This is a genomic window from Faecalimonas nexilis (assembly GCF_059731825.1).
This window is the reverse complement of sequence record NZ_AP029189.1, coordinates 2,851,880-2,873,351: the sequence shown is the minus strand read 5'-3', so window position 1 is coordinate 2,873,351 and position 21,472 is coordinate 2,851,880. Positions and strand designations below refer to the sequence as shown.

The 21,472-nt window shown below is 41.4% G+C and carries 22 protein-coding genes and 1 pseudogene; 3 read left to right on the top strand and 20 right to left on the bottom strand.

Going from position 1 to position 21,472, the window contains the following annotated elements:
- Window positions 1-26: 26 nt before the first annotated feature.
- The 19 genes and pseudogenes from AC6I5B_RS14395 to AC6I5B_RS14305 form a co-directional block, all read right to left on the bottom strand.
- Window positions 27-938, bottom strand: coding sequence for a conjugal transfer protein (locus AC6I5B_RS14395; protein WP_008787623.1), 912 nt, complete (start codon window positions 936-938; stop codon window positions 27-29).
- A 17-nt stretch (window positions 939-955) separates the two neighbouring features.
- Window positions 956-1,963, bottom strand: a complete 1,008-nt coding sequence (locus AC6I5B_RS14390; RefSeq protein WP_008787622.1) for a bifunctional lytic transglycosylase/C40 family peptidase — start codon at window positions 1,961-1,963, stop codon at window positions 956-958.
- Window positions 1,960-4,164, bottom strand: coding sequence for a CD3337/EF1877 family mobilome membrane protein (locus AC6I5B_RS14385; protein ID WP_008787621.1), 2,205 nt, complete (start codon window positions 4,162-4,164; stop codon window positions 1,960-1,962). Before AC6I5B_RS14385 ends, AC6I5B_RS14390 begins: the two co-directional genes overlap by 4 nt.
- Window positions 4,164-6,614 carry a conjugal transfer ATPase TcpF gene (gene tcpF / locus AC6I5B_RS14380; protein ID WP_008787620.1) on the bottom strand — a complete coding sequence of 817 codons (2,451 nt, stop codon included), beginning with the start codon at window positions 6,612-6,614 and terminating at the stop codon, window positions 4,164-4,166. The genes AC6I5B_RS14385 and tcpF overlap by 1 nt, the downstream gene beginning before the upstream one ends.
- Complete coding sequence (locus AC6I5B_RS14375; protein ID WP_009243016.1) at window positions 6,592-6,990, bottom strand: conjugal transfer protein; 399 nt, start codon at window positions 6,988-6,990, stop codon at window positions 6,592-6,594. Before AC6I5B_RS14375 ends, tcpF begins: the two co-directional genes overlap by 23 nt.
- A 116-nt stretch (window positions 6,991-7,106) precedes the next feature.
- A complete protein-coding gene (locus AC6I5B_RS14370; protein WP_002323345.1) occupies window positions 7,107-7,610 on the bottom strand; it encodes an antirestriction protein ArdA in 504 nt (167 codons plus the stop codon).
- 17 nt (window positions 7,611-7,627) lie between these two features.
- Window positions 7,628-8,110, bottom strand: a complete 483-nt coding sequence (locus tag AC6I5B_RS14365) for an antirestriction protein ArdA (protein WP_316254414.1) — start codon at window positions 8,108-8,110, stop codon at window positions 7,628-7,630.
- A pseudogene (locus AC6I5B_RS14360) lies at window positions 8,050-8,346 on the bottom strand (conjugal transfer protein). The gene AC6I5B_RS14365 and the pseudogene AC6I5B_RS14360 overlap by 61 nt, the downstream one beginning before the upstream one ends.
- A gap of 109 nt (window positions 8,347-8,455) precedes the next feature.
- The gene (locus AC6I5B_RS14355; protein ID WP_008787617.1) at window positions 8,456-9,076 is read right to left on the bottom strand and encodes a hypothetical protein; all 621 of its coding nucleotides are present in this window, start codon (window positions 9,074-9,076) and stop codon (window positions 8,456-8,458) included.
- An 89-nt stretch (window positions 9,077-9,165) separates the two neighbouring features.
- On the bottom strand, window positions 9,166-9,387 hold the full coding sequence (locus AC6I5B_RS14350; RefSeq protein WP_002323342.1) for a hypothetical protein: 222 nt from the start codon (window positions 9,385-9,387) through the stop codon (window positions 9,166-9,168).
- The gene (locus AC6I5B_RS14345; protein WP_017143882.1) at window positions 9,388-9,522 is read right to left on the bottom strand and encodes a DUF3789 domain-containing protein; all 135 of its coding nucleotides are present in this window, start codon (window positions 9,520-9,522) and stop codon (window positions 9,388-9,390) included.
- 12 nt (window positions 9,523-9,534) lie between these two features.
- On the bottom strand, window positions 9,535-10,731 hold the full coding sequence (gene mobT, locus AC6I5B_RS14340) for a MobT family relaxase (protein WP_008787615.1): 1,197 nt from the start codon (window positions 10,729-10,731) through the stop codon (window positions 9,535-9,537).
- 183 nt (window positions 10,732-10,914) lie between these two features.
- On the bottom strand, window positions 10,915-12,309 hold the full coding sequence (locus AC6I5B_RS14335) for an FtsK/SpoIIIE domain-containing protein (RefSeq protein WP_008787614.1): 1,395 nt from the start codon (window positions 12,307-12,309) through the stop codon (window positions 10,915-10,917).
- 68 nt (window positions 12,310-12,377) lie between these two features.
- Window positions 12,378-12,581 (bottom strand): helix-turn-helix transcriptional regulator, encoded by a 204-nt coding sequence (locus AC6I5B_RS14330; RefSeq protein ID WP_008787613.1) that lies wholly within the window; start codon window positions 12,579-12,581, stop codon window positions 12,378-12,380.
- 3 nt (window positions 12,582-12,584) lie between these two features.
- Window positions 12,585-13,226 (bottom strand): DUF2178 domain-containing protein, encoded by a 642-nt coding sequence (locus tag AC6I5B_RS14325; RefSeq protein ID WP_017143883.1) that lies wholly within the window; start codon window positions 13,224-13,226, stop codon window positions 12,585-12,587.
- A gap of 116 nt (window positions 13,227-13,342) precedes the next feature.
- The gene (locus tag AC6I5B_RS14320; protein ID WP_008787611.1) at window positions 13,343-13,726 is read right to left on the bottom strand and encodes a YdcP family protein; all 384 of its coding nucleotides are present in this window, start codon (window positions 13,724-13,726) and stop codon (window positions 13,343-13,345) included.
- A 15-nt stretch (window positions 13,727-13,741) separates the two neighbouring features.
- Entirely contained in the window at window positions 13,742-14,068 is a 327-nt protein-coding gene (locus AC6I5B_RS14315; protein WP_005339720.1) for a YdcP family protein, read from the bottom strand.
- 21 nt (window positions 14,069-14,089) lie between these two features.
- On the bottom strand, window positions 14,090-14,290 hold the full coding sequence (locus AC6I5B_RS14310) for a hypothetical protein (RefSeq protein WP_077726417.1): 201 nt from the start codon (window positions 14,288-14,290) through the stop codon (window positions 14,090-14,092).
- A gap of 12 nt (window positions 14,291-14,302) precedes the next feature.
- Window positions 14,303-17,356, bottom strand: a complete 3,054-nt coding sequence (locus tag AC6I5B_RS14305; protein WP_497773427.1) for an SrtB-anchored collagen-binding adhesin — start codon at window positions 17,354-17,356, stop codon at window positions 14,303-14,305.
- A gap of 336 nt (window positions 17,357-17,692) precedes the next feature.
- Between AC6I5B_RS14305 and AC6I5B_RS14300 the strand changes: the two genes are divergently transcribed.
- From AC6I5B_RS14300 to AC6I5B_RS14290, 3 genes are read left to right on the top strand one after another with little or no spacing between them, the layout of a single operon-like run.
- Complete coding sequence (locus AC6I5B_RS14300) at window positions 17,693-18,535, top strand: ATP-binding cassette domain-containing protein (RefSeq protein ID WP_497773773.1); 843 nt, start codon at window positions 17,693-17,695, stop codon at window positions 18,533-18,535.
- A gap of 2 nt (window positions 18,536-18,537) precedes the next feature.
- Window positions 18,538-19,314, top strand: coding sequence for an ABC transporter permease (locus AC6I5B_RS14295; protein ID WP_225084284.1), 777 nt, complete (start codon window positions 18,538-18,540; stop codon window positions 19,312-19,314).
- A 1-nt stretch (window position 19,315) separates the two neighbouring features.
- On the top strand, window positions 19,316-19,660 hold the full coding sequence (locus AC6I5B_RS14290) for a 4Fe-4S cluster-binding domain-containing protein (protein ID WP_497773426.1): 345 nt from the start codon (window positions 19,316-19,318) through the stop codon (window positions 19,658-19,660).
- 46 nt (window positions 19,661-19,706) lie between these two features.
- On the opposite strand, the gene AC6I5B_RS14285 is transcribed toward AC6I5B_RS14290, so the two are convergent.
- Complete coding sequence (locus AC6I5B_RS14285; protein ID WP_119636217.1) at window positions 19,707-21,323, bottom strand: IS66-like element ISRgn2 family transposase; 1,617 nt, start codon at window positions 21,321-21,323, stop codon at window positions 19,707-19,709.
- Window positions 21,324-21,472: the final 149 nt, after the last annotated feature.

Sequence of the window (21,472 nt, the reverse complement as noted above, 5' to 3'; positions counted from 1 at the left end):
ATGTCAAGCAAACTTTCCATATTTTATTATCCTACAATCTTCCAGTTGCTATCCTTATGTAGCACAAGTTCATACTGCGATATTTGTGTAGCCTTTGTCTGATTATCAAGGAATTTCACAGCAACTTTGACTTTCACATTGTCCCCGTCCTTTGTAAAGATAGGGTTTACCAGTTCAGCATAAATGTAGTCCCTGCCGATAGGCTCAAGCACATTTCCCGATACATAGTAGGCAAGCTCTTTTTCTGTGGCTGTCGGGTACAGCTTAAAGAATGTTTCAAGAAATGCAGTAGCGTCATTGACGGTATCAGCGTCTACACTTGCATTTGCTTCTGGTGTCTTAGGCTCATAATCTGATTTCTCGATTGCTGGTGCAAGGGTAGGGTTCTGAACGATTACCATATCCCCGTCAGCGTCTACATGGACTTTTACGGTATAGGTTGCTTTCACATTGCTTGTCTGTTCTCCCTCTTTTATCTGCTGATCCACTTCGTAGGTAGCAGAAAAAGTGTCCGTTCCCGACTGTTCAATACTCCATACAATCACATCTGTAACTGTGGAGCTGGTCGGTATATCGGTTCTAATGGTATCCACATTCAAGTCCTGCAATTCCTTTGTCAGATAACCGCTGATTGCCTGCGTCCTTGCTTCAATCGCTTCTTTGCTGTTACTCCATGTGTAGTAGGGCTTTGCAAAGTTCTTCACAAAATTTTCTATCCCGTTGGTGTCCTGCAAGCGAAGCTCTATGATTTCTTTTTCATGGGTCGTGTGCTGGTCGATAGCCGTAAAATTCTTATACGCCCCAAAGCTCACGCTTGCGATAAGCACCACCCACAATGCAATCACGGATTTTTTATGTGTGCCTACCTTGAAAGTACGCACCTTTTTTTCTTTGGGTTCTTTGATAGTTTCTGTCTGTTTCTTATTCTTTCTAAACATGATGAAATCCTCACTTTCTATTGTTTTACTCGTCCTGCACCGATTAAGTGCTGTTGCCAGTAACTACTACTTAGGTCTGCATATCCTATCGGGTCGCCTGCGTGGTACATCTGTGTCGGCGAAACAAGAATACCGACGTGTGTTACATAACTTCCAGCGTTATAGGTAGAATGGAAAAATACCAAGTCCCCAGCCTTTGCCTGCGAAAGTGGAAGATGTTGGGTTGCGTCATACTGTGCTTGTGCGGTTCTCGGTAAGGAGATACCAGCTTTTCCATAGCACCATTGCGTCAGTCCCGAACAGTCAAAAGAAGTGTTGGGATTGCTACCGCCATACACATATTTCCAGCCTTGATATTTTAACGCTTCATTCATGACCTTTTGTGCCAGCTCTCCCGATACCTGCGGAACAGTTAAATACTGATTGACTAATTCGACGTAAAATTGATTGCCATACTGATACCGCCAACCCCCGTTCTTCGCAACGGCTATCGGGTTGGTGTAGGTTACTTTCTTTCCACCCGATTTCTCACGGGCGAAGCTCTCTGCAAGGTTAAAGGTGTGTTTCTTTCCTTTTCCTGCCACATATCCCACATAACCACCGCCATAGTTATAGGACTGTATCGCTACATTCAAATCGTCGATACCTTGATTTTTACAGGAAGAAAGCAGGGACGCAAAATACTTACACCCCTGCTTGATTGAGCTTTCCGTATCTAAAGAGTTGGGCGGTAAACCAAGACTTTCTGAACTCTGCATAACATCTTCTGCCGTACCGCCACTTTCTACTTGAATGATAGCCAGTAGCACGTTGACATACTCGGAGATACCGTTTTCTCTGGCGTATTTTTCCACCATAGGCTGATGTTTCAAGACTTCTGCGGATAAATTCATACCCGTAATGCCAGAAGAAAAGTTGCTGTTCTCGTCGTCGCTGTCCGCACTAATGAGGACACCAAAGAAAAGGACTATGGAAAAGAGGATAGGAAACAGACTGCCAATAAGAGCGATATGTTTCAGTTTCATTTTTTCTTCTGTCCTTTCTTCGTTACAAGGTTACGGTTCTTTTCGGTATGTTCCGTTGTACGCTTTGATTGTTCAAAGGTCTGTTTCTTTGTAGTACGCTCTGCTTTGTAATTCTGGCGTGTTTCCTGCGATACTACTTTTTCTACATTCTGCCTATGTACTGGCTGTGCAGGCTGGGTCGCTTTCTTATCAGAAGCACCAGAAGATAACGGACGCTCTTTCACAACATTTGTCTTGACTGGTTCACTTGCTTTTGAAGTGGTCGCTGTGGCAGGACGTTTCACTTCCTGCATTTTTTCCGCACTCGGCTTTGGAATGGTTGAAGCTGTGGCTGGTCGCTCATGGGGACGGGTAGCTCCCGTTGTCGCTGATCCGTCCGTCTTTCTTTGTCTTGCTTCTTGTGCCTTTTGAAGCTCCATACGTTTGTCAGCGATATTCTGTCTATGCTGTTCCTGCTTTTCCAAGCGTCCCGTCTGTCTGGACTGCTGTTCCTGCACCATGCCACGCTTGAAGTCTGATACGCTGGACTTTGCCTTTTCCTTTGCGGAATACACCGCATAAGCGGTCTGTGTCGGCATATCCTTGATATTCTCTTTGACAGCGTTAGCCTTGTCTTTCACTTTATTTTTCGTATCTAAGACAGCACCCACCTTTGAGCCTGCACGCTGTCCCATGCTGGAAGTGGTATTGCCCCGATTTTCTTTAGAAGCCGTATTTTTTCTTTCGGCTCTCTTGCCAGCAACGGCACTTCCAGCTACCGCACCAGCCACACCACCCGAAATACCGCCAGCACTTACCGCCCTTGCAATACGGTGTTCCATACGCCTAGCCCTATGTCGCATAAACAGATACGGTCTGCGGAAAATTCTTCGTCCCATGTTTTGACTGTCGCCAGCATTAAGTGAGAACATACTCATTAAGTCGCCCAGTTTCATATAGATACCAGCAAAACACACTATCTGCAAGAACGCCACCATAAAGAACGGGTAGTCTGTGGAGATGTTATAAAACATACTGGAAATGCTGAACGCCACCGTTACAATGAGCGTTATTCCTGCCCGTGTCATTATGGTATTAAATACTCTCACGATTGCCTGCTTTGCCATGCTTTCATAGCTCGGTATCATGGAAAGTAGAAAGCTGATAGGTAAAAACATTGCAAAGATAATAAAGAGTATCTGGCTGAACAACATCATACCCGTAAGCAAGAATACAAATATCGTGATACCTAAGTTAAAGAATAGCAGGAAGAACACCATACCTAAACGGTTTACGACCTGCGGTATCGTCAGATTGTTGTTGTCATTGTCCTCGATTTCTGTTTTCACGACTTCCTCTCTGGTCTTGCCGTCCTCGTCCTCTGGACTTACTGATACCAGAGCTTCTACACGGTCTGTCCCGATTTCCTCTGCGTTGCTGTTACCAAATTGAAGCAAGAGCCACGGCTGTTCCACTTGAATGGAAAACAAGCTGTCCCGTATCAAGTCCACGCTGTCCTTGCCCTCGCTGTCAGAGTTGGGGAGCATGATTTTTGTTCCCAAGTCCAAAGAAGCGGTACTGATGTCTGATGAAAATTCATTTATCTTCTTGATGTAATCGGGAGCGTAGGCAATAAAGGAAGCGGACAACACGAACACCACCACAAAGTTAATAACAGCGTGAAGTGCCTTGCTGGTTTCGCGTTTGATAAGTCCCGTATAGGCAACATAAAGTCCCACTATTAAGATAATGAGAAGCAGGAAACCGACATAGAAGCCCGTAGAAGAAAAGCCGTTCTCGGTAACGCCTGCAAGGGTCTGTATGCTTTGTCCGATACTGTCTGCCATATCGTTAATAAAATCAAGTTTGTATGCTTCCTGCACCACATAGCCCGTAGCATTGCTTAAATAAAGGCTTATCGTCCAGACAAAATTGGTAATGCAGTAAAGTCCGTACTGCACCGATTTTCCGATACCGTCCAGCCAGTTCCATGGCAACCACGACCAGCTATTATCCACATAAAAATCAAGCTGGTAATTCGACAGCGGATATTTTGAGTAAAGATTTTCTGCGTTTATGGTATCGTCCACAAGCCCCGTCGCATGAGCCACCGTCCCCAGAAGTGAGAGCAGGATAAGGGAGAGTGCCACGACAAACAGAGCCATTTTGAGAAAGTGAAGTATCTTCCTTTTTGTGAACGCACCTTTTATCCTTTCTTTCATCACTCCACCTCATTTCTCTGTACGGGCGGTCTGGTATCAAAGGCGTGTAGCAGTTCTTCAAAGACTGGGTGTATCTGCACCACACCGACACGCCCGTATAAGTCCTGCAATAAGCATTGTCCGTTCTCCAAATCACGCAAGCGTTTCTGGTTGTTCTCGTCGTCCTTGTCGATACCGAAAAATTCTAAGGTCTGCTTTATCTCGTTGATGTCAGTAGAACGAAAGGCAAACTTCAAGCCGATATTGTTTTTCAGACTTTCCTTTGACACGTCGCCAGAAGATTGTGTAACAAAATAGACGCCTGCCTGCATAGCTCGTCCAGCACGCACCAGCTTATTTGATAAAGTTTCGCCTTGTGCCACATTTAAGAACGCCCACGCTTCGTCAAGGTCTACAATCTTAAAAATGCTTCTGTCTGAATGGATAAAATCAAGGGCAAAGGTACTAATCACAATCAGCATAGACACCGACAATAATTCAATGGTCGTGTATTCCTCAAATGTTGTATCCTTATCTGGTAATACTAAGTCCGCTACTTGAATGATATTGAGTTGGTTATCCAGACTGATTGCATTTTCCACCGTACCGTCTGAAAACAGCAGGTGTGCAAAGTCGTAGTCCGTGAAGCTGTCGATATGTTCTGCGATATTTCTTGATATGGGTGTATCTTCACGGCGTAGCTCGTCTATCACATGGAGCAAGCCCCGACTGTCGCTCTGGGTAACGGAGCGTACCGCCTTACGAAGTACAGGGAATTTTTCGCCGTCCCTAGAGGAAATACCCGTAAGGAATGTTAAGATGTCGATTGCCAGACTTTCAGCGTCTTTTACATTCTTCATAATCACGAACGGGTCAAGAAGTCCTGCATTGTCCTTGTCGCTGGTAAGGTTTACGATATTGATTTCATGGGCGATTTCTGGGAGCGTTTCTTTCCAGTTGCCCCTCTCAGCTTTGGGGTCTAAAATGACTGCTTGACCGCCAAACAGCACCGCATAATATACCAGAAGATTGTTGCAGAATGACTTTCCACCGCCAAGCGAACCGACAAAAGCAGAAGCAAGAGCGTTTGTTACTGTACCTTTTACACCCTGCGAAGCTAACGACGGTTGCAGGTACACATTTCTTCCCGTATCAACGGAATAGCCCATATAGATACCCGTAGTTTCCCCTAACTGCTGGGTCGCACCAAAACCAAGACCTGCCAAGAAATCTGATTTTACATACTGCACGTAGTCATTGATATATCGCTTGCTGGCAGGAAGAAATTCAGAATGAAGCCCCAGCATATCCCCAGCAGGACGCACCAGCTTTACATTGAGGTCGTCGTAAAAATCTTTGACTTCATCACAACGGCGTTTTAATTCGTCCAAATCATCAGCCGATACACGCACTACATAAGAGAGCTTATACATACTTTCTTTTGTCTGGTCTAAGTCCGTTTCCAGCTCATCCACGCTGTCTAATGCGTCCACCACATTTGAGCTTGTTTCACTTCCTGCTTGATAAGCGTGATTGTCAAGGTCTTTCAATTCCTTTTTCTTGTTGCGGACGGTTGTTAATGCTTTACGGTTCTCCACGATTTCTACATTCATAGAAGTATCAACGGGGAATGTGAATTGCTGTTGCTGGAAATAGAAGATTTCAGACGACGGAAAATCAAGCTCGCCAACAATCGCATTGACGGTAAAGTAGGACACATAGCTTTCCCTGTCCTCATGTTCCAATCGCAAATACCGCTGGCTTTCCTCAATCACACACCTTGTCGGACGGATAAGGTCGTAGTATTTTATCAGCGTTTCTTTCTGTAATTTCTTCTTTGGTAGCTGGTACTCATAATCTTCATAGGCGATACCGTCCCTGCCGTAAAGATGTTCCATGAGATACCCAAAATCATGGATTTCCAAGCGACGCACCTTAAAGCGACGGGAGATTTTATTTTCCAGCAACTTTTCCATTTTCATATAACGGTTGATTTCATCATTCGGCATGGAAACAAAGTCATTCATCAGCGTGTGGTTCACTTCATGGAGAAATTCCTTGAATGTCAGCCACGCCGATTTTTTGATGTTCTTCAGATTGAGCTGTTCTTCCGTAACCATGAGCTTAAAGCCAAGAAAAAAGCGGTAGTCCACTTGATTGTCCCCAATCATTGATACTAACGCTTCGGTCTGTTCGTCTATCTTCTGGCAGGCAACTTCCTTTAATTTCCCCGTAACCAGCTTCTTTGACTGCTCCTGCATACTTCGTATTGAGCTTTCCGTTGCAATCTGCAACGCATGAATTTTTCCCTCACGGGACTGTGCGATAAGCTGTCGGAAACTGTCATGCACGATAAATTTCTGCTCTGCGGATAGGAAAGAATAGTTGTATGGTATCAGCTCATAATAAGCAAACACCTCATTGTCCTTATTCCAGACAAGGTTATTGTCAATATATTTTATCGGGAACATAGTTCACACTCCTTACTGCCGTGATTGTTTCATTGAGTATCTGCTTATGCAGTTTTACGGCTTTTCCTGCATAAGTGATTTTCGGTCGCAGGGCATAGGTTATCTGTGATTTCAAAAAGCTGTACGGCTTCTTTCCGTCAAAGGTTTTCTGCGACATAAACCATGTGAGAGCAACGGGAATACCAAAGTATTTGAGAAATGCTCCCTCAATCATGGAAAGTGGGGGAATATCCCCAAACAGAATAATGAGAAATTCCGTAATCACAAACCATGTAATCTGTGTAAAGGTAACGGGAAAGGGTAAGTTAAAGTCATTGATTGCATACAAGACTTTTTCCACGTTCCAGATACCCGTATAAGATTTAATCTTTTTCAAGTTCTTTCAGCTCCTTTCGTAAGTTTCTAAATAGAAAAGGACAGCCATTTTCAGACTGTCCCTTAAAGAGAAATACGCTGTCAGTAACAACAATGCTTGTCGCTGATCTTCCAGCGTTAATATGGTATCTCGCACATACCTCGGCTTGTTTCAATAAAGCAACCGCCCATATCCAAATCTCGCCCGTAGGCTTCATAGTCAATGTAATTCTGTAAGCTGGGTGGAATGTCCCCAAGTGCCTGCAATTCGTCTATGTAGTAATAGGCAACGTCTGTCATAGTTTCACAGTCGGGATAATAATAAATATCGTCCTTGTGTTCCACGACTTCTTCCAGCGTCCCGTAGTGGCTGATAAATTCGTCCAGACACTCTACAATATAGTCGGGAAGTTCCTCTATCATTTCATACATCTCATTGAGTTCTTCAATGGAAACATACTCGCCAATCGCAATGGGGAAGTTGTCGGTATCATGGATAGCGTATTCCTCATACTGTTCATTCAAGCCGATTTTTTCTTTCACATCTTCCTCGTCAATGGGGAACGTGAACCAAGCACCGACTAAATAGCCCTCATTGTATTTGCCAAGATTAGCAATGTAAACCGCCATATCATCAATCATAAGCACCACCTCATTTCCTACTCTGGCAGTTCAAAGATACCGTGTTCTGTTACTAAAAATTTCCCGTGTTCCTGCAAGTGAGAAGCGTAGGCTTCAAAGTCAAAGTAATATTCTTGACAGTCCTCGGATAAATGCTTAAATGTCGGGTCGTTCATCAGCTTTTGCCTTGCAACATCTATCATGCTTTTGCAGTCGGGATAAACCGTAATCACGTTCCTGCAAATATAAAGTGCTTCTAAATTTTCATACACGGTAAGAAGTGATACATATTCTTCCTGCATATCGCTTGAAAGCTGGCGGTACATAAAATCTAATTCGTTGAGCTGGTACACGCTTGTATGTTCGTGGACTTCATCAGCAAAGGGCAGTACCTTTTCGATAATGCGGTAATCCCCACTTTCTGCACCGACACCTAACTTTTCTTCAAACTCTGCAACATCTATCGGCAGGTCAAACCAGTATGATGTTGTTTCTTCGCCAGTTGTTCCTTTCGTTTCCACCATCACCCTTGTTTCCTGCATTGTTCCTCACGTCCTTTCTGTTGTTTCATCACATCTTGTAAGGTCTGGTACGACATACCAAACACATATTTAGAAAAATCTTCTAACTGTCTTTCTTCATAATCGGCAGGGTTCAGTCGTTTCATTTCCTGCCACACCTTACGCTTGTAAGAGGGCAGGTCGGAAATATAATCACAGCCGACTTTCGTCTGCATATCCTTAAAAATATCGCTCATTTCATCACTCCAATCTAAAATTTAGGTAAGAAAAAAGCAGTCAATCCTAAGACTAACTGCTTTGTGTGTATGGATATGAAATTGTCAAACTGGGATTTATCAATATAAACTACCATGGAAAAATATAATAAAATACCAAAGTACTTAATACAATTCCGACAATATACATTTTTCTATAGTTTACTTTTTTGAAAAATATTATGGTAAACACAACAGCTCCTATAATATCCATTAACAACTGAAATAGGAATGTTTGATGTTCCAAAAAATAAATAAAAACTGCTATTGTTTCAGCAAATAATGCTCCTACTGGTAAAGAATATAATACTGAACTAAAAATATGTTCCCTATTCCAATAGTACAGAATAAATGCTGCTATTGCACAAGCGATTGACCAAACAGTAAACAATATGAATAGCCCAAAGCGGAATCCGCCGGAAAACATAGGTATAAACATTCCTAATATTGCTTGTAAAGCATAAAAACTTAATGTCATTCCAAACATATACAAGAACGAACTAATTCCTGCACAAATATTTGAGGTGCTTAACATAACGATGATAGTATTGGTAATAATCCAAAAACCAAACAATGTTTGAGGTGATGAAAAACTCCATAGTGTATCTGCGGGAAAATAATCTAACAGTCTACATATACACCCTACTAATATACCAATTACAAATATCGCTGTATAAGACTTATATGTATTTCTTAGTTTTATATTTGACACAATAGTTTTCCTCCTAAGTTCAAATTCATATTTGTCGTTTTCTTCATATCCATATTATATCACTCACATATTAGCACTACAATAAAATTTTATGCACCGATAATCTTGTTGAACAGCTCTAACAGTACATCTTTCACACCGCCGGCATTGAATACCAAGCCGACAGCAATCAAGGCAACTACCAAGAAGCCAATGAGCTTTGAAAACTCACGCTTGAACCCTAAGTAGATACCGATAACCACAATCGCCATAAGCACTAAGCTCTGTGCGTTTGATAAAAACCATTGATATAAATTTTGTCCGAAATTCATTTAATTGTCCTCGCTTTCTTTTAATTGTTCCATTTCATAGTCAGCTTCTTTGCCGACATTCAAAATACACATCAAGACTACGCCGATACCCATTCCCATAGATACCAGCAGGAAGTCTTTTAATAATACCCACATTTTTTATCACTCCTAACTTTCTACTAAATCTTTTGCAGGGGTCGTCTGCTGTTTGATTATCATTTCATGCTTTTCTGTGAGCTTTGCCTGCTGTTCGATTGTTTCCATGTAGTCTGTACCGTTTCCCTTATCAATCTTTTTCAGCATTTTTAAGGTCGGTGCTACCTGCCGTTGTACCCACCGCAATGTGCGGTCTAAGGTGTAAGGCTCTGGTTTTGTCGTCAGCTTCAAGCTCTGTCTGTTATCGCCGATAAACCAAGCCCAGCGGTCATTGAGCTTCCAGTCATTTTTTCGCTTGTCGGGTTCTTCATCAACAAACCGCACATACTGATTGATGATAGAAAAAGCGGTCTGTTCTGCGTCATAATAGGTCAGTAAATCTCGTACCGCATAATAGGCTCGTTCATTGCGAAGCCGTATTTCAAAACGGTTGATAATGTCGGCTTCTTCCAGAGGTGTCCCTAACTTGACGTACTGCTCATAGTCCTTTTCATAGATACAGAAATACACATCTGATTTCAGCGACCCAAGATAAAGGGTACGCCCCATATATTCTCTGTCGTCCTCTCTGTGCTTGATAAGCTCGCCCGACTGGTAAAACTTATAGCTTCTGGACTTTCCGATATATTCCCGTTTCCTGCATTTTTCCGCAAGCTCTGGAATATCCAAAATGCCCGTATGGTCGTTGATAGCAAGGTCGATACGCTTCATCACGCCACCGTCTATAAGTGCGTCCATAAGAAAGTCATACCAGCTTCTTTGCTGTGCCAGCAGGTAACTTTCAAACTGCCTGCAACCACGCCCCTTTAACTCTAAAAGGACACCTTTTTCTTCGTCAGCCGACGTATAGATAAAGATGTCCCCTAAAGAGTAATGCTCCGTATAACTGTAACGCCCGTAATTTTCATGGAGCATATAGTTGATATTCAGTTTTAATATATCTTTGATGATGTGCTGTATATCCAGCGTGGGAAAACGAATTTTCACATAATCAAACAGCATGGTAAGCGGTGCTTCTGGATTGAACTTTGCCAGTTCTTTATGCAGAGTATTCAGAAGTTCCTTTGACGGCTTCATTTTTCCGCTTTCTATCTTGTTGAGATATTCTCTTGTGATACCAGACGCCACCGCCAGCCTGCCTTGTGAGATACCGTAAGCAATCCGTTTTTCCCGTAATTCTTTTATCCATTGTTCTTCATTCAGAACCATACCCCCAATCTGTCAAGTGTGAAGTTTTTTAAGGCGACTTCACAGCCGATTTTTGCTAGGAAACCATGCGATAAGCCTTATGTTTCCTGTGTTTTTCGTCTATTGTCTATTTGCAAACGTACCCCTCTGTTAGATACCGAGGGGTTTTACCTGCTGGCGTGGCTTACGCCACACCAGCAACGGCTAGTCCGTGCCGTCGCCTTTCGCTTCGCACGTCGCCGTCCCGTCCTTCCTTGCTTGTGCAAGAGAGCAGATAGTCTGTAAAAAATCATGTCCTTTCGGGACTAAAGGCGTGTAAAATTCACTGATAACACTTGTTCCCACATCACAATAGCCACGCCCCTTGATACGCTTCTGGAAAAATTGCTTTTTCACATCTGAACCGAACAGCATACCGTAACCTAATTCGCTGATACGCCCAAGTCCCACACGGAAATTGAAGTTATCTCTGATACCGTCCGAGAAATACTTTGCGTCTGGACGCTGGCAGGCAACGATAAGGAAATAACCTGCTTGTCGTCCTAACATAACGATTTTCTTTAACTGGCTAAGTAAGCCCACGCTTTCTTTCGTCCCCAGCATTTCAAAAAATGCCACATATTCATCAAAGATAAGAAAGCAGGGAGGCAGTCCAAGATAGGCGTAGTTTTCGCCCGTCTTATAGTTCGGGTGTCGTTTCATTTCCTCGCTTCGTCGTACCATGCCCTCATAAAAGGCATTGACGCAATCTATCATTTCTTCTTTAGTATGGTAGACGTTTGGCATGACTGTTCCCAAGTCCGCAAGGTCGCTGTTCTTTGGGTCTAAAATGTAAAGGACAGCGTTTGTATGCAGTAAGGCTTCAATGAGCGTCAGCAGAAAATAGGTTTTACCGCCACCAGTCCCACCAGCAATCAGAGCGTGAGGGAGTGCGTCATATTCCCAGACAAGATTTTTCATCAGTCTAAGACAGCCATTTTCTGCCCGTACTTCATCAATGGTAATGCGGTTCGCTATCATATCATAAAGCAGGGTATATTCAATATAGCCGTCATGCAGGGTCTTGTCAGTCAGCTCGCAATACAAGCCACTTTCCAGCTTATCCTCTAACCGTAAAAGCTGGTCTTGATATTTTCCCAGCGTGATTTCACAGCGGATATGAAGCAAGCCTTTTTCCATTTGATAATAAATCTTTGGAAACCAGACGATTTTTTCCCTTGATCTGCTTTGCAGGTCAGTAAAAAAACCGCTGTCTTGTACGGTATCGGCTTCATACCACTTGTTTTCCAGTACCATTCTTGCCAGCTTTTGACGGTGCAGGAGCTTCTTGAAACTGTCGTAACAGAAGCGGTAATACCCAAAAGCGACCAATGCACAAACACCAGTCGCTATCAGTATAGTTATGAAGTTGTAAGGGCAAAGCGTCAAGCCGTTCTCTAACAAGCTGAAATGCTCCCAATCGGTACGCATGAGCTGTTTACTATTCAGTAGCAGGAGAACCGCCACGAATACAAACAGAAGCGTTCCTATGGAAAAGTGGTAAACAAGGTGCTTGTCGCTGGCTCTGATACGGTGTCCTTTATTCCAAATCTTACGCATAAAACAATCTCTCCTTTCTGTGTACGAAAAAAGCAGTCAATCCTAAGACTAACTGCTTTAAACTGTCTTTATTCAAAAATAAATATATCTTCTATCGGAGCTTTTACAGCTCTTGAAATATCTATTGCCAATTTAAGTGACGGATTATATTGTGCTTTTTCTAATCTCATAATAGTTTCACGACGAACACCTACAATGTCAGCGAGTTGTTCTTGTGTTAATTCTTGTGCTACACGATATTTTTTTAAATTACATACAAACTTTGCTTCCATAATTTATTCCCTTTTTTCATAACGATATAATAAATAGTTGCTAAGAAAAAGAACAAGAGCATAGATAAGTGAAACAGAAATCAGCATAAACATTGCACACCACTCAACATTACGGGAAAACATACCTATTGCCATAAGCCAGATAACTACAAATAATAGTTTAAAACCTATCTTGTAAGCTTCTAATTGTGCCTTACGTTTATTTTCTTGAAAAAGCTCATCTTCTAAGATATGAGAAAGTTTACCTTCAAAGAAAAAACTGAAAAAACCAAAAAATATGAAAAAAGCAAAAGGAAATATTTCTCCAAATTTATAGTATGTCCAAAATCCGCCAAACCCCAGAAAACCAAACATTCCACAAAATCCCCAGTAAGGAGAAATTGTTCTTGAATATCGTTTTTCCCTGCTGTTTTTTGAAAAGACATTTTTAAAGCAGATAATTACTATATAGATAGCATATAGTGCTATTAAAGCTCCAATTACTAACATAGGAATATCCTTGTAAGAAAATACATATTCCGACATATCCATATTTTTGACCCAGCGTCCATTATTGTATAATAGGGAGTAGATTGTACCAACAATAAGCAATAAAGCACACCCTACCCCCATAAAAATAATTTTTTTAATTTGTTTCTTTGACATATTTATCTCTCCTTTCAAATGAGATGTTTTTGTATCTTTATGAGATAAATATATCACTCCGCATTGTTTGTGTCAATCAAAATTGGTCAATCAAAATTAAGACAAATACATCACTTTTATTTCTTCGGCTGTCCCTGCGTTGTAGGGTTCTGTGGACTGCCTGCGTTCTGGTTGCCTTTATTCTTCAATACAATATCCTCTGCCTTTACATACCAGTCCACATCTGCACCCGTATAAGTCTTTCTTGATACCGTATCGGCTACGGGATTGACAAGCTCCACAACTGCATTGTACGGAAATTCCCTTAACGGTACTTCTGGCGGTACGGACACGGGGATAATTCCACCATGCAGACTGCACTTCAAATCATAGATACGCTTTTTAAGCTGGGTACTCGGTGTCCCGTCCTCATTCTGTAAGAACACATCACGCACCGCTGTAAATTTTAATTCTCCAAATGTTTTCTCTTTGTCAATAACAAACCCGTTTGATAATCTCATAAATTCTTCACTCCTTTACTTTTCTTCAACTGCTACAATATCATCAGCAACTAACACATAATCGGTATGTCCCATATCCCCGATTGCGTAACCTCTGCCGTATAACTTCGGATTGACAAGTTTTACTTTCTGTTCATACTTGAACTTCTTTTCGCCAGCCTGCACGGGAATTTCCACCACAACATTTTCGCCTTTTTGTACGTCAGAATAAAGGTTATAGCTTCGTCTGGCTAAGACCCTGCGGTTATTTTTATCTCTTTCAAAGACTGGCTCACTTTCGCCTGCAAATTCAAGAGTTCCAAAAGACTGTGCCATATCTGGCACGACATATTTCATTTCCATATTGTTTTACCTCGTTTCTTTCTATTTTTGATAAATTGATTGTGATTTCTTATTCTGGCGGTTTGGGAAGTACCAGCAATCCCACCGATAGTAAAGGGTAAAATCAATGCTTACGCACCCTTGACTATCCGTGTTCTTGCAGGTAAGTAGCAGACAAGCCAGAATAAGCGGAAGTCTGCCGTTTGACAGCTTCGGCGGAGAGCGTGATTTTTCTTTCCTCATACCGTTACCGCCTTATGATTTCTTCATTTTACGGCGTTTGTAGAAGAAGATACCTGCCAGCCCAGCACCAGAAGTTAAAAGAAGTGCAAGCAGTCCGTAAAGGTTTGTGTTATCGCCCGTTTTGGGACTGTCGCTAGGTCGGTGTGGCTTCTCTGGTGTCGGCGGTGTTTCGGGTTTCTCTGGTTCTTCTGGGACTTCTGGTTTTTCCTTAAAGGTAATCGTCTGTCCCTCGTCCTCAATGTCTTTATGCTCGGTAACTTTCTTCGGCTCGTCTGGATTGCTGAAATCGTACAATTCTTCAAAAGTTACAAGCTGTTTGCCATCAAGAGAAGTAGCGTCAAAGGTAAAGGCAACTTCCACTTTCATAGTTTCGCTGTCAGCGGTAAATGTATAATCACTTTCCACACGTTTTCCGTCGATAAGAAGCTCTGCATTTTCTTCTTTCAACATCTGCCAGCCTACAAGTTTGTACTGTGTACCGACTTCTAAGCCCTCTAAGGTTACGGTATCAATGATTGTTACCTCTTTTCCAGCTTCAAGTTCTTTGTTGCCGTCCTTATCCGTAGCAGTCGTATGAATTTTGATGATACGTTCTGTAATAAGTACCGTCTGCCCGTCGTCCTCAATGTCTTTGTGTTCCGCAACTTTTACAGGTTCTTTTGGATTGCTCAAATCATACAATTCTTCAAAGGTAACAAGGTTCTTGCCACCTAAAGCAGACGCATTGAATGTATAAGAAATTTCCACTTTCATTTCTTCATCATCAGCGATAAAGGTATAATCGTTTTCTACACGTTTCCCGTCAATGACAAGCTCGGCGTTTTCTTCCTTTAACATCTGCCAGCCTTTGAGCTGATATTTTGTGCCTTTGGTAAGTCCGTCTAATTTGACAGTATCAACGATTGTAACCTCTTTTCCTGCAAGGATTGTCTTTTCGCCGTCCTTGCTGGTCGCTGTGGTATGGATAGAGATTTCTTTTTCGTATTCATCAGTCAAAGTCCCTAAATCAATCACAAGGTTATTTCTTGATACCACGATTTCAAAAGGTGGGATAAGTTTAAAACCTTTGTTGCTGTCGCATTTCATTTCTTCAATGATGTAAGTATCATAAGGCAATGCACCCTTGCTGTCGTCTGGTTCAGAAGTTCCAAACCACACACCGTCCTCGCTGGTCTTGCCTGCGTTGGTATTGTGCTTATGAGAAGCCCAGTCAGCAGAAGTGGAGAATTGCCCGTTATCATCAGTTACTACAACATGACTTTCTCCCGTCGTCTTGCTTGTGATCCGAAACGGAACATCAGCAAGACGCTTGTGTGTGCCTGCACCGATTTTTACGCCCTCAATATCCCCACGCTTAATCTGATTGTAGATAGAATGAGATTCGTCGGTTAAGTCCACGATTTTTCCATTTTCTGTGATTGTAAAATCAATCGGTTTTACACCGTCAGTTAAGTAACCGTCGGGAGCTTCACTTTCAACGATACGGAAGTTTCCATAAGGTAAAAGGTCAGAAGAAGTAGAAGCGACACCCTCAAGGTCTGTATGGATTGTTTTTACCACTTCATTTTTCTTGTATAGCTTGCCCTCAACCAAAACAGAATTATCATTTAAGGAAATGATGTCAAAGGCAGTATCTTTCAAAGTGGCACTTCCTTGTGGCTTCGTATCGCCCGTTTCTAAATCTCGTTTCTGAATTTTCACACCGCCACGGATAATCTTATCTGATACGGAAAACTGGTTACTTCCAGATAATACGGCAAGGTCGCCGTCCTCGGTAATCTGTGTTACATATAAGCCCTTAATCTGTTCGGACTTATCGCCAGCCTGCATATATGCACCATCAAGCAAGTAACCGTTTGGAGCTTTTGTTTCCTCAACGGTTAGTGTTCCTAAAGGAAGAACCGCTTTGCCGTCCTGCATATAGAAACTGTCGCCAGATACCTTGTAAGCGTCCCCTAATTTTGTGATGTAATGGGTTGTCCCGTCGCTGTCTGTTTCGGCGATTGTCTTTGTAACCCATGTACGAGTAGCTTCGGCAGGGAGATTGTCTTTGTTATAGAAGCCAGCATAATACTTCCATGTAAATTCCGCACCTGCTAGAGAAGCGTTCCCCTGCGGATTGTCTTTCTGTGTTTCCATATCAATCTTGAAAAGCTCAATCAAAGTGTCCGTTACTTTTGGTATATCTGATACTTTCAAGGTCGCTGTCTTTCCAGCTTCAACCTTTAAGGAATATACAGTTTTATCTACTTTATATCCTGCTGGTGCAGAAAGTTCCTTGATATAAACTGTGCCAGCCTTTACCTCTACAACATCTGTATTTCCGTTTTCATCAGTCGTAAGGGTGGCAAGCTGTTTCGTGCAGTCCTTATCAGAAAAGACACCATAGGTCGCACCAGCGACAGAGTAATTCCCGTTACCGTCTGTAATACTGGTATTACTGGAAGTCTTTTGCAGTTTCGCATTTCCGACATTTAATTTCGCCCAGAATTGCCCCAATTCCTGCCCCTCGCCAGAGTAGATATAACCGCCACATTCATAGCGTCCTTTGTTTTCTTTAACAAAGGCTTTTGCACCAGAGAAAACTTCGTCCTGCGTAGCTTTTGGAATTTCATCATAAGAAGCTCGCACGTTGTCGCATTGCCAGCCAAGATGTACGCTCAATCTCTGCCAGACCACACATTGTTCCAACAGATAGACTTGCTTGTAGTTCAATTCCTTGTGAGTTTCGCCATACTGTTTGACATACTCTAAGGATAACGCCACATCTGAAATCTGGTCGGCACTCATGCGTGAGCTTGCGTCAGCTCTGGTCTTGTAGCCATTCTTAAAATCTGTATTGATGTCGATACAATAGGCAGTTTCGCCCTCGACTTTCATATAACCCTCATTGAATGTCGAACCGATAGAACCGTCATTCATTACTTTTTCAATGATACCGACACGCTCTGCACTTTCCGTCCAGTATTGCTTACTTTCTGCATGGACGGGTGTAGTCGGTAAAGCAGTAACGACAGTTGCAAGAGCTAAGAAGCCCGTACACAATCGTTTCCATGTCTTTTTCATAAATCTAATGCTCCTTTCATTTTAGGTAATAAAATAGCCGTCCAATAAGAACGGCTGGAAATAGAAAAGGAACGTCATTTTAGGCGTTCCATAGTCTATGAAATATTCAATTTTTTGTTGTTTCAATACGGATGTGCTGTACCATATCTTTGCATATCTAAGAAAACTTGCGTATCAAGGCTCATTCTTTAGTAGTAAATAAGTAGTAAATTGATGTGTTTGTTTTCTTGAAAATGCTGATAGATACTGTGTTTTAGCGGATAATCAGATTTTTATTGTGTTTTTTTCCAAAAAAATCTTACAAAAAAATATGATAAAGTAGAAGTATTAAGAAATATCAATATGCATGTAACAGAAGGTGAAATATACGGTCTGATTGGGAAAAATGGTGCTGGAAAGACTACATTGATGAAAGCAATTTTAGGTCTGACAGATATTGCCGGTGGAGAAATTAAGTTATGGGGAAAAACTATAAGTAATATGCCTTCATTATATAATAGGATTGGAGCTAATTTAGATTTCCAGGGATTTTATCCGGAGTTATCTGCTTATGAAAACCTGAAGGTATTTTCAAATATAAGGGGAGTGACAAAAAAGTATGCTATAGAAGAGGCACTTGAAAAAGTAGACTTATTTAATGAAAAAGATAAAAAGTATAAAAGATTTTCTCTCGGGATGAAGAAAAGACTGGGCTTAGCAAACGCTATCATTCATGAACCAGAATTTATTATTTTGGATGAACCTACAAATGGGCTTGATCCAATTGGAATTTCACAATTTAGAGAATATTTAATGAAAATCAGTAAAGAGCAGGAAACCACTATTATGATTTCAAGCCATTTATTGTCTGAAATAGATATTATGGCTGATCGTATAGGTGTTTTAAATGAAGGTGTTTTAATAGCTGAGAAAAGTATAGAAGAAATCCGACAAGGAAATAGAACACATATCAAAATTTTAGTGACTAATGGGGAACTTACATGTGGAATTTTAGAGAAAATTTTTCATGTTGAAGATTACGAAGTGGTAGATAAAAATACAATATATATTTATAATCTTAAATTAAACAGAGAGGAATTTTCTAAGGAATTGGCAAAATACGGAGTAGGAATAATGGAAATAGGTGTAGAAGAAGAAAATTTAGAGGCTTATTTTAAAAAAATAATACAAGGAGATTGAAAATGAAAATGTATATTGCTTCAGAACTTCTAAAAGAAAAAAGAGAAAAACATATTTACTTAGGTGCGATTTCTATCCTTATGTGTTTAATATTAACCTTAAGTAATTTCTATAAATTGACACAAAGAGCAAGTGTTTTAGACCTATATTGTGATAATATGGAGTTTATTTTTTTTATAACACTATTGTTTACTATTCTTTATACGATTGTGATTTTTGCTGATGAGCATCGATATGGAACTATTTATCAGCTGGAGATTATACCAGTATCATCTCGAAAATTTGTATTGGCAAAATTAGTTGTAATTGCTTTTTTTAGCACTATAACAATGGTCTTTCCATCGCTTGTGTATGCGATTATTATTGGGATTCGAGGATATGATTTTTCTTTTTACACAATTGCTGTTTTGTTATTGATAAACATAATAGATGCGTTGCTGCTTACAGCGGTAATGTTACCTATTGTGTTTATAGTTACACTTTGTAAAGGGAATTACATTCCTTCTTTACTTTTAAGTTTTGCATATATGATATTGTGTTTTTTCATACCAAGTTTTCCGATTAGTCAGAGTTTAGCGCAAAAGTTACTTGCATATGCACATCCATTAGGGGGATACGCCCTAATTCATAATTGGTTAATATATAAACTAGTTCCATACGAAACCTCAATGATATTAGAACCGAAAGAAAACGGAATATTGGCATTAGGGGGAATGATATTGTGGGGAATGCTTTGCCTTAGCTTCTCAATAATAATTATGAAAAGGAAGGGAAAATAAAATGATTGATGTAAAATACAATGAAGTTAAAGACAGAAATAGTTGGATTGATGGAAATTATTTAAATGCAACAATATGTGTAACAGAAGACTGCAATTTGAGATGTACATATTGTTATATGGTAGGGAAGAATAATGTAAATAGAATGAATTGGGAAACAGGAAAGCAAATTATCGATTTTCTGTTAGACAATCCATATACGTCAGAAATGTCGGATAGTATTATGCTGGATTTCATTGGCGGAGAACCGCTTTTGGAAATGGATCTTATAGATAAAATGTGCGATTATTTTATTTTGAGAATGTATTCGGAAAGTAAGCGCAAAATATTGCTACGCTGCCCATGAATCACGCTTGCACCAAAATGATAGATGCAAGCGTTTTGCTCTATGTTTAGTTTTGACAGTTTGCTTTCGCAGTCTCGCTCCATGGGGCAAGCTGTTCCAGCTGTTCATCTGACATTTTATCGTCTGGCCGCTGTGATAAGAGGTATGTCAGATATTTGTAGGTATTCAGGTCATTCGCTTTTGCCATCTCAACCATTGTATACACAATAGCACTAGAGGCCGCTCCCTTCGGACTGGCACTGAACAGCCAGTTCCTCCGACCAACAGTGAATGGTCTGATTGCATTCTCGCTAAGATTGTTGGATAAACTGCAATGACCATCTTCCAGATAGGTCATCAGGGTGTCTTTCCGATTTTGGGCATAGTTCACCGCTTTCGCCAAACGGGTTCCCTTGTTTGGACGCTGTTGATCCAGCCAAATCCAGAATGCCTCCAGTATCGGCTTCTCCTTTTCAAGACGGAACTGTTTTCTCTGCTCCGCAGTATGATTTTTTGCTTTTGAGTACCGCTCACAATCAAACAGCTTGGAGCAAAATTGTACTCCCTGCACCGCCGGAAGGCTGTAATCATACTCTTTCCCTTTCGGTATGGCATCTGTGAAATAACGTCTCACATGTGCCCAGCAAGAGCAGCGTTTGATATCCGGCAGATTGTTATAACCCTGGTATCCGTCGGTCTCCAGATATCCACGGAACCCCTGCAGGAAAGATGCTGCATGGAACTTTGCCCTTGTCTCTGTGTAATGATAGAGCAGGATCGGCGGAAGCCCATCTTCTCCACTGCGGAAGAGCCACATCCAGGAATCTGTTTCAGGATTGCGCTCCGGCTCATTCAGTACCTGAACCCGAGTTTCATCTGCCATCAGATATTTACGCATCCGTAACTGACGGTGAAAATAATCATAAACATGGCAGAGGTAATTCTCGGTACAGTAAATGATCCAGTTAGCAAGCGTAGCCCGGCTCAATGGGACACCCAGCTGCTTCCATTCCGATTCCTGCCGGTTTAATGGCAGACCATTCTGGTACTTCTGGTGCATTGCCCATCCTACAACGGATTCCGATGCATAACTTTCCGGGATCAATGGTTCCTGAACAGGCGCTTTGACAAATGTCTGATCATCCGGGTGTTCCTCTGATATGGCACACTCCGGGCATTTATAGGTTTCACGATAGATATTTACTACTTTCCCTTTGGCAGGGGTAAACCGGAATTCATGGCGGACGAATTCTTTCCCAATACATTCCATCTGCGTTCCGCAGGTTGGACAGTTCCGCTCCTCCTCCGGAAGAGAAATGATCTCGTCGCAGGAAGGAACATTTTTAAAGAGATCCGCATGTGTCCGTCGTGCTTTTCGCTTATGTTCCGGAACAGTGATGTCATCAGGAAGTTCCTGTTTCCATGTCGGATCTGCTTCCTGCTCGGCTTCATCAAAAAGATTCAGCTGACCATCGATATCTTTCCGTTTTTCACTGGAAGTACCAAAGAGCTTCTTCGTGAGATATTCAATCTGCTGACGAAGATTTTCTTTTTCCAGACGGTCTGCTTCCAATGTTTTTTGTAAAGACTGGATCAGTTCTGTCTGTGCGGAAATCGTTTTATTCAGTTGGTTGATCATGTCCTTGTACGCAAGGATTTTTGAATCTTTTGAATTACCAGCCATATGTCTTCTGCTCCTTTTTTACTGCTCTTATTATACCATAAAAAGCAATGAAAAGGAAGCAGAAAACCCAGTATTTACAAGGGATTGCAGACATGATACAGGGTGTGGAAAGCTCTCCATTTTTGTTGGCTGGCATAGAGGTTTTACAC

Excerpts from the sequence above, each read along its gene's own strand:
- tcpF (WP_008787620.1), bottom strand. The coding sequence starts at position 6,614 with ATGTTCCCGATAAAATATATTGACAATAACCTTGTCTGGAATAAGGAC.
- AC6I5B_RS14330 (WP_008787613.1), bottom strand. The coding sequence starts at position 12,581 with ATGGAAGCAAAGTTTGTATGTAATTTAAAAAAATATCGTGTAGCACAA.
- AC6I5B_RS14305 (WP_497773427.1), bottom strand. The coding sequence starts at position 17,356 with ATGAAAAAGACATGGAAACGATTGTGTACGGGCTTCTTAGCTCTTGCA.
- AC6I5B_RS14285 (WP_119636217.1), bottom strand. The coding sequence starts at position 21,323 with ATGGCTGGTAATTCAAAAGATTCAAAAATCCTTGCGTACAAGGACATG.
- AC6I5B_RS14335 (WP_008787614.1), bottom strand. The coding sequence starts at position 12,309 with ATGCGTAAGATTTGGAATAAAGGACACCGTATCAGAGCCAGCGACAAG.
- AC6I5B_RS14390 (WP_008787622.1), bottom strand. The coding sequence starts at position 1,963 with ATGAAACTGAAACATATCGCTCTTATTGGCAGTCTGTTTCCTATCCTC.
- AC6I5B_RS14290 (WP_497773426.1), top strand. The coding sequence starts at position 19,316 with ATGATTGATGTAAAATACAATGAAGTTAAAGACAGAAATAGTTGGATT.
- AC6I5B_RS14370 (WP_002323345.1), bottom strand. The coding sequence starts at position 7,610 with ATGATTGATGATATGGCGGTTTACATTGCTAATCTTGGCAAATACAAT.
- AC6I5B_RS14345 (WP_017143882.1), bottom strand. The coding sequence starts at position 9,522 with ATGTGGGTATTATTAAAAGACTTCCTGCTGGTATCTATGGGAATGGGT.
- AC6I5B_RS14310 (WP_077726417.1), bottom strand. The coding sequence starts at position 14,290 with ATGAGGAAAGAAAAATCACGCTCTCCGCCGAAGCTGTCAAACGGCAGA.
- mobT (WP_008787615.1), bottom strand. The coding sequence starts at position 10,731 with ATGGTTCTGAATGAAGAACAATGGATAAAAGAATTACGGGAAAAACGG.
- AC6I5B_RS14325 (WP_017143883.1), bottom strand. The coding sequence starts at position 13,226 with ATGTCAAAGAAACAAATTAAAAAAATTATTTTTATGGGGGTAGGGTGT.
- AC6I5B_RS14385 (WP_008787621.1), bottom strand. The coding sequence starts at position 4,164 with ATGAAAGAAAGGATAAAAGGTGCGTTCACAAAAAGGAAGATACTTCAC.
- AC6I5B_RS14350 (WP_002323342.1), bottom strand. The coding sequence starts at position 9,387 with ATGAATTTCGGACAAAATTTATATCAATGGTTTTTATCAAACGCACAG.
- AC6I5B_RS14320 (WP_008787611.1), bottom strand. The coding sequence starts at position 13,726 with ATGAGATTATCAAACGGGTTTGTTATTGACAAAGAGAAAACATTTGGA.
- AC6I5B_RS14395 (WP_008787623.1), bottom strand. The coding sequence starts at position 938 with ATGTTTAGAAAGAATAAGAAACAGACAGAAACTATCAAAGAACCCAAA.
- AC6I5B_RS14315 (WP_005339720.1), bottom strand. The coding sequence starts at position 14,068 with ATGGAAATGAAATATGTCGTGCCAGATATGGCACAGTCTTTTGGAACT.
- AC6I5B_RS14295 (WP_225084284.1), top strand. The coding sequence starts at position 18,538 with ATGAAAATGTATATTGCTTCAGAACTTCTAAAAGAAAAAAGAGAAAAA.